Origin of the sequence: Paenibacillus sp. GCM10027626, from assembly GCF_042676285.1 — a bacterium.
Taxonomy (GTDB): domain Bacteria; phylum Bacillota; class Bacilli; order Paenibacillales; family Paenibacillaceae; genus Paenibacillus_Z.
The window spans coordinates 48,248-63,009 of the sequence record NZ_JBHTHC010000035.1 but is presented as its reverse complement, the minus strand read 5'-3'; the positions used below and the strand labels follow the sequence as shown (position 1 = coordinate 63,009).

Genomic DNA, 14,762 nt, shown 5'->3' with positions numbered 1-14,762 from the left:
GATGTCATTAACAACGTTTTTTACCACACAGTCGCAGAGATTCGCACCAACGTGCAACAATTCATGGATGAGATAATGAGAACCCCTTTGACCATCATCGACCGTCTTTGTGTTAGGTTTTAATCAGGACATTCAATAGTTCAACTTATATAGATTAATTCCTTATTGAAGTAACGGGCACGATAGTTGAATCAAATACATCCAGGCCACCGAGTACTTCGACGGCCTCCAAATGCTTTTTGAACAATATGTTAAGATCTGCGTGAGGGACCATTGTTCCAATTAAGAAAGAAGACGACCCCCGAGGAGGAGCCGTCTTCCTATAAGATTCTTAAGCATGACCTGGTTCCAGTCCTGAGCGGTTGATGGCAATTTGCCCGCAGCCATTTTGATCGTCACTTTCTTGTCTTTGGCGATTGGCATCCCGTTCCCGCCGCCTGCCGCAGAATTGCTGGCTTGTGTTCCGTTCGGGCTCGGACCCGTTGATCAAGCCGATTTTCAGCTTTTTGCGCTCCACCCTTGTTGTCAGCAAATCGCCGAATACTGGAATCCCCTTCCTTTTACACTCAAACGCATTGTCCAGAAATGCCGCTGGATTGTCGCACATCAAGGCTCTGATCTGACCGGGGGAGATTCCTTCGTCTTCCATCATCGCACGACATTCGTCAGCATATGATCATACCCCCAACCGCCGGAACGATGCAGGCCGGTCTTCAGGCAAACGTCGTTAGAAACCAATATTTGATTCGCGAAAGGAAGCAGCAATCGATCAATTCCTTGATCGCCCGAACCCGTTCGATATCGCGGGCAAATAGGCCTTGCAGAACGCTTCTATGCCGCCTGTCGGCATAAAACTCTTTGCCGAAGTTGTCGAACTCGATGTACACGCCTTGATGCAGCAACACAAATAATCCATCTGCAGATCAACATCGATACGGTTGATGCAAATTTTATTGCGTGACGCTCCATGTTTGGTTAAAATATTGATCACTTCATACCCTGTGGTTCCCCACAAATACGCAAACATCACATGCAAACCGAATCCCGTTTCCTGCTGGACCGCGGCCGCTGCGATCAACGTTATCTTCTCATTCGGATAAATGATTTCGCTTGTCCCAATTTCTCCGATTTCACAACCGGCAGAAGAGATTTTCCCCGAAGGGCTTTTGTTAAATTAATCTTATCTCACCAACCACATTAGAAATATTTCCAATGGTTTCTCCATTAATTTGAACCAATCCATCCACAACACTGATACTCAAATCTGTAGATAAAACCATCCCAGTATCAGTATGCTTATAGAATTTTGAAGATGAAAAACTTCCTATAAATTCACCAGTTATCAAAGTTGTGATTGTAGGAGAACCGCTATTAATAGCAAGATTTACATATATTCTTTGTGTTTGTGAATTAACAATAGCAGTTTCAAGTTGTAATGTTGAGTTGTTTAAATTAATCCATTTAAACCCGTGCTGTCCATTCATGCCTGCCGTATATCTTCCAGAATAGTTTCCCGGAATATATTTATTGTTTACATTTCCAATAAAACCTGCAAAATATCGTTTAGATTGCACATCTATATTACTTCCAAATTCATTGGGTTTAACATTTAGTTGGGATAAATCACCGGTAACGAAACTTAGTAGTTCCACGGATATTCCTATACCGTATAAATCTTCTTTATTCTTTATAATCCTTGAATTATCTGGAATATTTTTAAATACTACACTAGAATCAATTTGAATATTATTGGCGGGTAACGGCTTGTATTTTAAGAAATACATATTGGGGCTTCCCACAAAATTTACATAACCGCCTAAAAACTTCACACCAAAAACATAATCATTAAATTCATAACATAAATCATCAATATTCTCGTTATAACAAGATTCTATAATTAGATCGTCTACTTCTGAATTGAATTGTGCCCCAATTCTAATACCCTCAACAGACATTTCTTTAAATATGCTTGCAGTTAGCAAACCGTTAAATTGGTAACCGATGTCTGAGTTTACTGCTGATAATTTTTGAAATGCACACAGATTATGTTCGCCGCCAAACTGAAATCTTACTCCCACTTTTCCGCCACCGGAATAGGAAGCATCAATCCCAATAAATTTAGTATAGAAATTATTATATGACTGTAAAAATACTTCACAAACATGAGTTGCAATGGATCTTATCTCGCAGCCCTGATGCCAATCTTGAATTTTCAACACTGGCTGCTTTAAATATCCAACTTTAGAGGATATCGTAAAATTCTCAAGCACGGTTTGAAATGTATTTTTAAACATTTTTGGTGTTCCATAATTACTTTTCAGAACACTATATTCGTCATAATATCCAGATGTAAACAATGTTACATCTTTGAGCATTACAAAATCCGCATTACCAAAATCAATCGTTATCTTTCTATCTTTCGTAAAAGTATTATCAAATAACTGCGGGATAATTATTGTTTTACTTATAGCATAGCTAATAGCAGGTGATTTTATGCTGTACTTATTTTTAAAAGCAAAGATTAAAGTCTTCTGTATTGCTTCTGTATCGTCAGTTACACCGTCACCTTTTGCCCCAAATTGGAATGGTGTTATGTATAGATCGTGCGGATCGGCAAACGCTTTCATATCCGTCCCTTTCATAATCGTGCTCGCGGCGAGAGCGGCTCCCGCCATTCCCAGAGAAGCCAGCAGCTTCCTTCTGCTGATGATGCTTTTTTCTTTTTCTTCGTGCGTTTCTGTTGCTTCCGTTCTTTTTTCCTCCAACATTCCGCATTCCTCCTTATATGGGGGTCACAAATTTAGTTGATAAATGCTGCGGCTTGAAGCAGCCTCTTGATCACGACTGCGGCTTCCTCGGGTTGTATGCTCGTTTGGGGCAAAACGCTTGCTTTTGACGCCGTTCATTAGTCCGGCTTGTACGATTTGTTCGACAGAGGCTTTCGCCCAACCGCTAATTTGGATACATGCTTGTTTAAGTTCGTGTAAAGACTTGTGAGGGTGCGCACGTCAATGTCGTCCAATAGACGTCTGCCTCTACTAGTGGTGTCAGAAGCAACTGTCCATCCGCCTCTGCCGTTCGCAGCGTCACCTGGTAGACCACTCGAATGGGACGCTTCAACTTTTCATCGTTCCAAGCCATCGCACCGAGATAGACGACCGCCTCGAATGCCGGGAAATTGTCAACGACGACGCATCCGCTTGGCAGATTGCCATAATTGCCATTAGCGGATTGGTAAGCCCGTTTCCGTGTTTTTCCACGACACCTCGATCGGGCCCCGGGGTGTCGGAACGACACCGGATGCCTGGTGGAACCCTCCCGGAACAGGAGCAACCTGGAATGCCCGGAAGCCCGGTTCCAATGGTCGCACCCCCAGTAAAAACGAATAGTAAAAATAAAGAGGGGTCGCCGACCAGCCGTGGCACAAGCTTCCAGCCCGACCGAACGCATTGGCTCCGTCATTCGTTTCCCAGAAGCAGGTGGCACCTTGGAACAGCATCCCGCCCCACATTTCGGCAATCGTGTCAAAGACAAACTGCCCGAAGGTATCAGGTTCCTCCTGCAGCGCTTTATAAAAGGCCCGGAATTACTCCGGTCCAGTTTCCGCTTTCGTAAAAAAGTAGTGTGATTAAATCAATTTTACTGTGAGTGTACCTTCGCTTAAATCAACCACAGCAGTTGTTGGGTTATTCAGATAAACTGATACAACATTTTGATTAGTTACTTCTGCCCACATCCTAGTTCCGCTCAAATTTTTGCTAAACGAGCAAGTCACATTATCACCTACACTTATACCCAAGAAGTCAACATCAACTTTGGATGTTGCCCCAGCAGCCAATGAAGGTGGATCATAGCTTACTTGAACTGTATCAGGGTAAGTATTTATAGCTATTCTTGAATTTACAAATGCTATAGCATCGGCTTCCTTAGCAAAGCTTACAATAAAGTAATTCCTCAATCGGATAGCACCTGCCATAGTTGGTGTAAATCTCGCACCTATACGCATATCCACTGTAGGCGCCTTAGCAATGCCAAAACTATGTACCCAATTATCTTTCTCTAAGATAATATCACCTAAATTATAATCATAGTTGAACTTAAATTCCCCAGAGAAATCCCCCACAGGTTTGGCACTAATTCCCCACACAACCCAGTGATTTGCGGGTGTTACTACAGACGGTAGTACATTGATGCGTGTAGGGTCTAGGGGTAGTTGCGCGCACTGAGCGCCACTATCATCTATAACAGATTGGGCATATACCAATGCTGTCCCATCAAAGACCCACTGTTTTCCAACATTGCCAATGTAAGTGACACCCACAGCAGCAGATGCATTTTGTGGTGTTCGCTCAACTCCAACAATATCATTACCTCTCAACATCAAATTACCACCCCTAGCAGAAGGATAAGCTTGCTTGGCGATCGATGTAACCGTAACATTATTGGGTACAGAACCATTAATAAATGCATTTTCGACAATTAAGTTACTTGTGGCGTCTAATACTATATTGCTTGAGTCTACACGACAGTTAGTAGCGATAGCTGTACTGTTTACTAACTCAATGTTGTCTAACTTACAGTTATCAATAATACACATAGCTGTATTAACTAATTTGATAGCGCGTGGAACCTCTGTAATCCCATCACGTACAATAGAAGAAGCTGTAGCAACTTGTTCTAGCCACACATTACTGATTCTCGGTGGGATAAATGGCGGTAAACTGGCGCTATACTCTAAGCGAATGCCACCACCCTTACAGTATTCGATAATACCATCCTTAATATGGATAGCGCCGCCACCGGTTGTATCGGTATAGTCAAAGGCATACACATCAATGTTATCCATTTGAAAATCAGTCCAAGTGTCATTGCCACTATGCATTTCAATGGGTACGGCTACTGATAAAGCTTTAATGCCATAATTACATTCGTAAACATCAATGTTGGCGTATGTATTACCAATATGCCCCTTAGGCTTACTAATAGCTACATCAAGATTAGAGAAGGACATAAAAGATAATGCCTTGCGACCCGCTACAGCATCATTAGGGTCAAATAACACACCAATGTTACTATCACGCGTAATCCCTTTGATGGTCATATCACTAATTTTAGTCCTATCCCAGTTTGGTATTGTCTGTAAAGCTTTTACACCATAAGAACTACTAGGCACATTAAGTACCGTACCATAACCTTTACCTTTTAAATTGGAACGATTGACATCAACACTTTGGGTATATGAACCTGTATTAATTACAATCTCATTTCCAACAGGCGAAGTGTCTACAGCGGATTGAATAGTTGCATAATTGTTTGCGCTAAACGGAGATGCTGTATTTAATTGTACGAATTGATCGCGCGGATTTGCGAACGCTTTCATTCCCGTCCCATTCACAATCGTGCTTGCGGTGAGAGCGGCTCCTGCCATTCCCAGAGAAGCCAGCAGCTTCCTTCTGCTGATGATGCTTTTTTCTTTTTCTTCGTGCGCTTCTGTTGCTTCCGTTTTTTTTTCCTCCAACATGCCGCATTCCTCCTAATATGGGGGTCATAAAATTTAATTTGATAAATGCTGCGGAAGCAGCCTCTTGATCACGGCGGCTTCCGCTCGGGTTGCATGCTCGTTCGGGGCAAAACGCTTGCTTGTGACGCCGTTCATCAGTCTGGCTTGTACGATTTGTTCGGCAGAGACTTTCACCCTAGGGCTAATTGCGATAGACGCTTGTTTAATTCTAGCGTTGTTGTGCCGTCAACAAGTGTGATGTCTTGTTCACCTTCGCTATTTACGGCATCAATATTTAGATCGGCTGCTTGCTCAAGATCTGTCGTCTATAAACCTATTGGATGTCTCAGGAATATAAATATAATATTCGCTGAGAACATGCTGATGCTGTGGGTTAGCATTGAATAGCTTTGTCGTGTAAATTCCAGAGCCGAATGCGTGATAGCTTATGGTATCCCGCACACGACAACCGTTAACCACCATTACCAACCCAGCTCTTTGCGTGCTTTCAGGGTCTCCTTGTTCCAGTTGTCGACTGCGGGAATAATCGAGCTCAAGTCGCCGCCATTTTGCAGCATTCCAGTCGCTGCTATATCAACTTCCCCGTTATATTTGCCCCAAAGCGGAATGTTGGCGTTCGGAAGGCTGCAGCACATTTTGTTGGAAATTTTGACCGCTTCAATGTTTTTGCCCTTCCATAACGAAACCTCATCGATGTATTTATCCAGATCCGGGTGTTTGATGTACGTATTGGAACCATTATCCAGCATCCATTTCTGCGCTTCCAGTTCGAATTGGAAGCTGATCCATTTGAACGCTGCTTCCTTGTTTTTGGATGCGGCCAATATGCCGATCGGTCCGAGAATTTGCGTTGTCACCTGCTTCGCTTTGCCCATTGGCATCGGAAGAATGTCCCAATTGAATTTGGCTTCCTTCACGAGCCCTGGCAACGTCCAGTCCGCTCCGAGCGCAAACAGCGCTTTCCCCGTCAGGAAGGCACTGTTGCCGTCCCATCCGATTTTTTCCGCTTCCTCGGGTGTCGGCATGACATGCCATTTCGTCGTCAAATCTTGAACCCAGCGCAAATCATTAATTACTGCCGGGTTGTTCGCCACGCTTTGCGTCAAATCGCTGTTCATGTAGACGAGGTTGTCGGCATTGCCGTTCGCGACCGGTACCGACCACTTGAACTGACTCATGAATAAACTGTCGTTGGCGATCCCGTATTCGCCTGCAGCTGCGTCGGTTCCCTTTTTGGCCAGTTCCAAGAACTGATCGTATGTCCAGTCGTTCGATGGTAATTCGAGGCCTTTCTTCTGCATCATATCTTTGTTGACGAGAATCCACTCGGCAATTTTTGAAAACGGCATAGCGTACATTTTATCGCCGGTTTTGAAGGCGTCGATGAATCCGTCAGCCACATCCGCATTTTGGATTGTCTGGTCGGCCGCTACATAAGGGGACAAGTCCTCCAACAATCCGTCTTTGATCCAGACGCTCAAGTCCGCAATCCAGGTAAGGTCGGCAGAATCGCCCGCGGCCTGCAGCGCAGCTTGCTTCGCCATCATCTCGTTATCGCCGCCAACGACAAGTGGCTCGATCGTAATCCAGGGATATTTCTCGTGGAACAGGTCGAATTCTTCCTGATATTGCCCGACAAACCATGTAAGCAGCCGCAGCGTCACCGGCTTCTGATCCTCCGGTTTTACCGCTTTAGGTTGTTGCTTTTCCCCTTGTCCTTGTTCCACGTTACCTTTGTCTTTATCATTTGTCTCTTCCTTGGAACACGCCGATAACACAAGAACGGTGACCAGCAAGCATGCTACCAGCAGCGAAAACACTTGTTTCCTTCTTTTCATTTGATAAAACCCTCCTGTCCGTTAAATTTTTTTCTTTCCCTTATGCGAAAACAAAGTTGTAAAAAACGGCATCACCCCTTTCTCATTATCCACGCCGAGCCGTTTAAAACCGCTCGACCGACCGTTTATTCCACCAGGCCCGTCCGCTCGATCCCTTCCGTAAACCAGCGCTGCACAAAGGCGTATATGATGAGCGGCGGCATGATGATGAGAAACGCGCCGGCCATCTTTGGCCCTTCCGATACCGGGTCTTTACCGAATGCGGTGGTGAAGTTGATCCGGGAGTCGCCAATCAGTTCTTCGTTCAGCAAATTCAGCCTTAAGGACAAAGGGAAAAGTTCCTTGTTCAGAAACATCGACGGCTCGTAATACATGTTCCAGTACCATATAAAGGAAAATAGAAATACGACGACAATTGCCGGCTTTGCCAGCGGCAGCATGATGCGGAAGAACAGCCGGTATGCGGAAGCCCCGTCCATCTTGGCCGCTTCCTCCAGCGCTTTCGGCTGCGTCAGGAAAAATTGGCGGAAAATAATGACGAACAACGCTCCGCGGAGCCCTTGGGCAAACAGTGCCGGCACGATAAACACAAGCGGCGTATTGATCCATCCCAGCTTGCCGTAGATCGCAAACAGCGGAATCATCGTAATTTGCGGCGGCACAAGAAACGTCACAATGACGAGTATGAACGCCACATTCTTGCCGGGAAATTTCAATCTGGCAAGGGCATAGCCGGTAATGGCGCACGAGACGACCTGCAGCACCGAGCATGTCAACGAAATGCCAAGCGTAATGCCGAACGCCTTCGGATAATGGAGTCCCCTCCACGCGTCCATCAGGTTTTTCCAGTTCAGTTCGCGCGGTATCCACTGGACAGCCGGATCGATCAGGTCGCTGACCGATTTCACCATCGTCGTCATCATGTACAAGAGCGGCTGCACGTACAAATAGGCAATGAATGCCAATACCAAATAGATCACCAGACGAGCGAGCCAGCCATCGCTTACATATTGGCCGAGTATGCGGCGCTTGATATGCTGCATGCCCCGCGAATGCCACATACGGCCGGCTTCTCTTCTGAAATGTGCAATTGCGTTTTCCATTTTTACCGACGATTTCACTGCATCGCCCCCCTCTTAACCGCGGTTCGGTACGTCCATCCGAGCACAATCGCCAGCAGCACGAAGACGACGGCAAAATACATCCAGGCCAGCGCGCTGGCGTAACCGTAACCTGTCATCGGGTTGAACATGTTTGCTTTTACGAAGTCAAGCACCGGATTAAACGGAAACGTAAACAAGTCGACGATCGTAAACACCGCATTCAAGCCGATGAAAGGGACCATACCGGGCAGCGTAATTTTCCAGAAACTTTCCCACGGCGACGCGCCATCGATACGGATCGCTTCGTACACCGTCTTCGGAATCGTTTGGAAGCCGGCGATGAAAATTAATATTTGCACGCCGGAATACCACAGAATAATGATCGTACGGCTCAGAACGCTGAGCACCGGATCGGCAACTCTGCGACTGACGTATTCGCGCACAAGTCCTTCCAAGTTGTACTGTTCGATAAACGGCAGCTTGCCCGCCCCCTGAACGAATAACTCAGTAAGCACTTGTCCGGTGGCGAAGATGACCGGCAGGAAGAAGACCGCCCGTACAAATGTGCGCCCGGGAAACTTCTGATTCAGCATGAGCGACACGAGAAAGGAAAAAATGAGAATGAGCGGGATGATCAAAATCATTTCCTGCAAATAGCTGATCATCGTAATCGGGTATACATTGTCCTCGAACAGCGCCTTGCGGTAATTGTCCAGGCCGATCCACTCGTATTTGAACCCTTGCGGCGTAACCCTCACCTTGTTGAAACTGTTGAAAATGGACCAGCAAAGCGGTGCGGCGACAAATACCGCAAAACCGACCGCCCACGGCAGCATAAAAATGTAGCCCGTACGATATTCCCGCCAGCGGTTGCGGAAGGCGCCGGCACGGCGCTGACGCTCGGTAGGCGTAGAAAGTGCGCTTAAAGCCGCGTCTGCCCCGGCAGCGGGATATCCGCCGGCTTCCATATCGTCGGTTGCCCGCAGCTGCTCAGAATTGCTCTTGTTCTCTTGGCTCATGGCGTCTTCCCTCCCTTCTTCACGTCAAACCGATTCGCCTTATAATCGACGGTCACTTGCGTACCATCCTCGTACGTCGTAACGAATAGGTTGTCCGCCGCTTTTTCATGCCGCACTATCCGCTGATTGATGACGCCGGCCAACCGGTCGAACGCTTTGTATTCCTCTATGATCCGGTCTTTCCAAACCGCGAATTCGCCGCTGAACAGAAAATCGTAGTCCGTTCCGAGCAGCTTGCGGCTGCGCTCGTACGTCAGCATATAATAGGGCACGGCCCCGTATTCGATGGATTTCAACAACTGCTTGTCATATTCGTCGCGCAGATTGCCTTCGACACCCGCATACACCAGAGAGCCGTGCACAGCCATCGGATAAAACGGCACCGTCTCGTCGATCAGGACGTCATAGCTCGATTCAAGCGGGACGCGGGTCAGCAGATCGCTGCCGCGCAGCGCATAATCGTTGCCGCGGTCGGTTGCCGCCAAGCCGAGCCGCTGCTTCGTATAATCAAGCAGCCCTCCATACAGCTGCGCAGTCTGTTCGCGCGATACAGGCTTTGCCGCGTTGTAATCGCTGAATACGGTGCTGCCGATGCCGTCATAGAAGATGCCATCTGCACCAAGATCGGCCAATCGGTCTATCGTTTGCTTCGATGATCGAACCGCCGTCTCCGGCTTGAGCAAAAAGTTCTCTCCCTTACGGTCGCGGAACAAAACCGTGTCGATGCCGCGAATGCCATTAGACTTGATCGCGGCAGCGGCGTTATTGACGCTCATCCGAGTTACATAATCCTCGAACAGAAGCGGGATGCCGCGTTTGTGCAGCGAAGCCGCAAATTGCCCGGCTCCCTCTGCGCCGCCGAGTGACGGCGCCACCGGGAAGCGGCGGTCGGAATTGCGGAAGCCGCCGTCCTGCCAACCTCGGAACAGGACGCGCATGTCTGCGACTCCAGCGGTGGCGAGCTCCTCGACGATCCGTTCGCCCTGTTCGAACGTCGTTGCTGGAATATATCTGTCGCCGCCAGAACTTTCCTTCGTCGCCCCGCCGACAAGCGACAGCACAAGCGGCACGTGCTGCCGCTCAGGCAGCTTCTCGCCAATCTGACCTGTGGCCAGCAAATAGTCGCGATACGCCGCCGCCATGCCGCTGTAATCGGCCGTTTCTCCTTTAAGCAGCCGGTATTCGACACGGCAGTCTTCCTGCAAGCGCGCTTTCTGCACCGTAGGGACCGGCGGCGCCAGCTTGCCGACTTTCCGGTTATATTCTTCCCTGTAGACGAATAAAGCGCCTAACGAATGGTACGAGGATTGCAAGCCGCCCATAACCGCTTGAATGCGTGTGGCGAACTTGCCTTCCTTGACAATAGCCGCATAGGCCCGGTCTCCGCGCTTCAACCCGAACACCGGATAGGCGATCGGCTCGCGGGGCACCAGGCGTTCCTGCATATTGGCAGGATCTTCGTCGTAAATCGCAAAATCGTACTTATTGTTCGTCATGTTGCTTAATGCCGGTCGCGTACGGTTGTAATAGATGAGCCCGCCCGGTCCGTCCGGCACTAGCAAGTAGCCGTCCTCCTCCGCGCCCGACACCGTGCCGAAGTAAGGCAGGACGAGCAGAGACAAAATGACGTTGTCGCTCGTTTCCTTGATGCCGGCCGACGGAACCGATACTTCCAGGCCTGCTTCAGTCAGCTCGTATTGGAGTGAAAGCGTAAACCCGAGGTCGGGGTAGGCGTAGGTCGCCTGTATTCCGCGTTCCATCTTCATGTAGCCGATTTCCGGCTTTGGCTCAAGCGCATTTGTCAAACTGCGCTGCGTTTTGCCGGTAACGACATACTCCAGCACGAACGGCGACTGCAAGTTCGTCAGCTGCTGCCCTTTCGCCATTTCGTTCTCCAGCCTCGAAGCCGGCGGATTGCTGCGCCATACATAGCCGCTTTGCCGCTCCTTCACGGCAATTTGTCCCGTGCCCGGCTCAAGCAGCAGCATATAGTTCTCGTTCTCGGCCGCCACTGCGAAGCCGGATGCATCCACAGGACCCGGCTTCCATGACGGCGTATCCGGGTATACCGGCTGCGAAGCTCGCTTCTGCACCTGGATTCCCATCTCCGCCAGCGTCGGCAGCGGTGTGCGGGTGGCGGCGACCAGGACGATAATAACGAGTACCGCTGTGCAAGCCGCTGTGGATAGTAACCAGACCCATCCCCGCCGCGATCTGGGCCAGAGCCTCCGAACGCCGTTCTTGTGGGGCGGCCGCATCGGTTCATGCGGCATTTCCGCATTAGCCACTAAAGGTCACCTCCCGGTAAATCTGTTGGAAGAAGTCAAACAGGTTGTAGCCCAGCCCCGAAATGATGACAAGAAAAATCCAAATAACGACAATCGTAAACAGGGTAATGAGCACATTTTTGACCGTTTCCAGGAAGTCGAAATTGTGGATCACCTGGGTCATGATAAAAAATAATAACGCCAGCCAAATCCAGGTCAGATTCACGATGGAATCTACGATTATCCGCTCTTCGACGACGACGATCCGCGAAATGACGATGGCAGGAACTGTCAGCACGATATACGGAACAAGCGCGTAGGTACTGGCTTGCAGCACTTCGCGGAAGCGGCCTTCGCCGCCTTTCACGGCACTGACCAAATAGTTGGCGATAATCCAGGTAGCCCAAGGCGCAAACAGAATCGCAAGCGATAGCCCGATGTCCACTCGGCTCAAATCGTATGGATGGAATATAAAGCCCATGCCGTAAATCGAAACGAGCTTTAGCGCTGCGGCCAATACGACGATCAGAGCCAGCATCGTCCACGATATTTTCCGTTCCTTCAGCCGGTAAAACCCTTCATATGGATGGAATATCAAGTAAAGGCCGTCTGCCGCTTCTCTGCCGAATCTGGCTGCTGCCGGCGGCCAAGTTCGGCGGCTGGCGTAGGCCAATGCTCTGCGGGAAAGCCAAAATACCGCCCATCCGCCCACAATCAATCCGGCTGCAGCGATCAGGAAATATCGCTGAATCCAGTCGTACCGCACGCTCCAGAACGCTTCGGAATACCCTTGGGCATTATACGAGTCTTCGAAATAAGCCATCGCCGTCTCATATTTTTTTTCGTGCAGCGCAATTTTGCCAAGCCCTTGAAACGACAAGTTAATCATGCCGTTGTCCAAAATAACGTTGTCCCAATACGGTTTGCTCTCCTCATAACGGCCTTCGTAATACAATTTTGCCCCCATCAGGAACGCTTCGCCGAAAGCGGTTCTCTTGAACACTTGTATCGTATTCGCTGCGCCGTCCGCCACCCACAGCCTGTTGTCGCCGCCGACCGCAATGCTTGTCGGATAACTGATGACGCCCAGCTGACGCGAAGCAGGGTCCTTGTTTCCGAAATAAAAAAGCACGTCCCCGAACGGATTGTAGATCGAAACGGTTCCGAATTCGCGGTTGATGCCATACAGGAACTGGTTGGCGTCGACCGCCGCATCGGTCAGTTGGAATTCGTTAAACCATTTATTGTCGAACGCATCCCTGCCGCCGGCATTCAGCTTTTTCAATTGTCCGCTGTTTACGCCACTGCTCGCCGTCACAAGGAAACCGTCGCCGGTAAAGGTCACGTTCTCGATCGAACCGGGCCGTCTAGCGACTTCTTTGTCCAGCTGCTCTTTGTTCAGCAGCATCCGTTTCATCCGGTCAAGCCACGAAAGCTCGGTTTTATTCGCTCCGAAAAATCCGCTGAACTGGCCGTCGGGACGAAGCCGCAGCAGCCCTTGGTACGAATCCTTCACGACAATATACATCATGCCGCGGTTGTCCACGACGATTTTGCTCGGCACAAAAAAGTACTCCTTCGGCAGCAGCGGCGAATCCGGCTTGGCAAAAGCGCGTTCGAACCGGCCGTTTGCTGCGAATACCGCGATCCGGTTGTTATCCGAATCGGCTACGTACACACGGCCGTCCGCCGTCACGAACACGCCAAGCGGCTGTTTCAGCTTGCCGTCCCCGTCTTCGTCGCCGATCGACCGGACAAACTTCCCGCCGGCGTCCAGTTCAACGATCCGGTTGTTGCCCGAATCGGCAACATAAACGCTGCCGCTTGCCGCAACGAACAAATCGCTCGGCGCCGAAAGCGGGATGTCGAGGTCCTGCCAGCCGATGATGTGTTCTGGCACATACAGCGGCTGCGTCGTAATCATCCGACCGCTCTCCTGATCGGTAAACCAGGTTTTGTAAGGCAGCCTGGCGGAAGCGACGTTTGGCAGCAGCAGACCAAAAATACAGAGAAGTAACAGCGCTTTGGGGAGCAGGTTTTTGGTTCGATCATTCATCCTCATCTTCATTTCCCCCACTTATTTCACACCCGAATGCAGCATCGTCTGAATCATCTTCCGCTGAAACAGCAGAAACATGACCAGGTTCGGGATAAACAGCAGCAGCGCGCAAGCAGCCGCAACACTTTGCCCGGCGACGCTGTTCTGCAGGTTCGCCGTCAAGCTTGTGACATAAAAAGCAATCGTCTTCATCGTTTCTTTTTGCGTGTACAGCGTAGACCCTTCCCCGTCCATATACACTGCCTGGAACGTGATAATGGAAACCGTTGCGACCGCCGGCGCCGTGAGTGGCATAATGATCCGGGTAAATATATACATATCGCTCGCGCCATCCAGCTTCGCTGCCTCGACAAGCGCATCGGGAACCTGGTCGATAAATTGCTTCATCAGAAACACGGCGACCGGCGAAGCGATAAATGGCAGCACATGGGCAAAGTACGTGTTCGTCAAGCCGAGCCCGCTGACGATCAGATAGCGCGGAATCGACACCGTCTCCGGCGCAAACATGAGCGACAGCATGATCAGCGACATGATCAGCGACTTGAAGTGAAAGCGGTGCTTGGACAAGACGTAGCCGGCCATCGTGCTCGCCAGAATGACGCTAACGAGGGAAAGCGACACCACGATAACGCTGTTGAACAAATAACGCGTAAACGGAACGACGCCCGCTGCGGAGCGGAGAAACAACTGTTCGAAATTGCGCACGGTCGGTTCCTTTACCCAAATCGTAGGCGGGAACAAAAAGAGCTCGTTAAGCGGCTTAAAAGCATTGTTGAACAGGAACACGATCGGCAGCAGCATAAACAATCCTATCGCGGTGAGAAACAAGACCAGCGCCACCTGGAACATGGAATAACGCTTGCGCCATCTCCACAGCCTGGTGAGAGCATGTTCCCGGCGCCGATAAGACGGCGCCGCTGCCGGACCCATCGGTCCCGATGCTGCGTTTGCCATC

Annotated in this window: 13 protein-coding genes and 1 pseudogene; all 14 read right to left on the bottom strand. The window is 49.4% G+C overall.

Annotated elements, in window-relative coordinates; translation table 11 throughout:
• Window positions 1-331: 331 nt before the first annotated feature.
• The 14 genes and pseudogenes from ACFQ0N_RS36070 to ACFQ0N_RS36005 all read right to left on the bottom strand — a co-directional run bounded on the left by ACFQ0N_RS36070 (window position 332) and on the right by ACFQ0N_RS36005 (window position 14,761).
• On the bottom strand, window positions 332-652 hold the full coding sequence (locus tag ACFQ0N_RS36070; protein WP_379334964.1) for a hypothetical protein: 321 nt from the start codon (window positions 650-652) through the stop codon (window positions 332-334).
• Between the two features lie 61 nt (window positions 653-713).
• Entirely contained in the window at window positions 714-905 is a 192-nt protein-coding gene (locus ACFQ0N_RS36065) for a hypothetical protein (protein ID WP_379334968.1), read from the bottom strand.
• 44 nt (window positions 906-949) lie between these two features.
• A pseudogene (locus ACFQ0N_RS36060) lies at window positions 950-1,078 on the bottom strand (hypothetical protein); the annotation flags it as partial.
• 91 nt (window positions 1,079-1,169) lie between these two features.
• Window positions 1,170-2,768 (bottom strand): hypothetical protein, encoded by a 1,599-nt coding sequence (locus ACFQ0N_RS36055; protein WP_379334963.1) that lies wholly within the window; start codon window positions 2,766-2,768, stop codon window positions 1,170-1,172.
• A gap of 24 nt (window positions 2,769-2,792) precedes the next feature.
• Entirely contained in the window at window positions 2,793-2,957 is a 165-nt protein-coding gene (locus ACFQ0N_RS36050) for an S-layer homology domain-containing protein (protein ID WP_379334967.1), read from the bottom strand.
• 266 nt (window positions 2,958-3,223) lie between these two features.
• Complete coding sequence (locus tag ACFQ0N_RS36045; RefSeq protein WP_379334962.1) at window positions 3,224-3,499, bottom strand: alpha-L-rhamnosidase C-terminal domain-containing protein; 276 nt, start codon at window positions 3,497-3,499, stop codon at window positions 3,224-3,226.
• Window positions 3,500-3,628: 129 nt separating this feature from the next.
• Window positions 3,629-5,521, bottom strand: a complete 1,893-nt coding sequence (locus ACFQ0N_RS36040; RefSeq protein ID WP_379334961.1) for a hypothetical protein — start codon at window positions 5,519-5,521, stop codon at window positions 3,629-3,631.
• A 33-nt stretch (window positions 5,522-5,554) separates the two neighbouring features.
• Window positions 5,555-5,695, bottom strand: coding sequence for an S-layer homology domain-containing protein (locus tag ACFQ0N_RS36035; RefSeq protein ID WP_379334960.1), 141 nt, complete (start codon window positions 5,693-5,695; stop codon window positions 5,555-5,557).
• 287 nt (window positions 5,696-5,982) lie between these two features.
• Entirely contained in the window at window positions 5,983-7,359 is a 1,377-nt protein-coding gene (locus tag ACFQ0N_RS36030) for an ABC transporter substrate-binding protein (protein ID WP_379334959.1), read from the bottom strand.
• Between the two features lie 125 nt (window positions 7,360-7,484).
• Complete coding sequence (locus tag ACFQ0N_RS36025; protein WP_379334958.1) at window positions 7,485-8,480, bottom strand: carbohydrate ABC transporter permease; 996 nt, start codon at window positions 8,478-8,480, stop codon at window positions 7,485-7,487.
• Entirely contained in the window at window positions 8,477-9,481 is a 1,005-nt protein-coding gene (locus ACFQ0N_RS36020; RefSeq protein WP_379334957.1) for a carbohydrate ABC transporter permease, read from the bottom strand. Before ACFQ0N_RS36020 ends, ACFQ0N_RS36025 begins: the two co-directional genes overlap by 4 nt.
• Window positions 9,478-11,769 (bottom strand): DUF5696 domain-containing protein, encoded by a 2,292-nt coding sequence (locus ACFQ0N_RS36015; RefSeq protein ID WP_379334956.1) that lies wholly within the window; start codon window positions 11,767-11,769, stop codon window positions 9,478-9,480. The genes ACFQ0N_RS36020 and ACFQ0N_RS36015 overlap by 4 nt, the downstream gene beginning before the upstream one ends.
• The gene (locus tag ACFQ0N_RS36010; RefSeq protein WP_379334955.1) at window positions 11,762-13,810 is read right to left on the bottom strand and encodes a YIP1 family protein; all 2,049 of its coding nucleotides are present in this window, start codon (window positions 13,808-13,810) and stop codon (window positions 11,762-11,764) included. Before ACFQ0N_RS36010 ends, ACFQ0N_RS36015 begins: the two co-directional genes overlap by 8 nt.
• A 15-nt stretch (window positions 13,811-13,825) precedes the next feature.
• Window positions 13,826-14,761: a carbohydrate ABC transporter permease gene (locus tag ACFQ0N_RS36005; RefSeq protein ID WP_379334954.1), complete on the bottom strand. Its 936-nt coding sequence runs from the start codon at window positions 14,759-14,761 to the stop codon at window positions 13,826-13,828.
• Between the last annotated feature and the right edge of the window lies 1 nt (window position 14,762).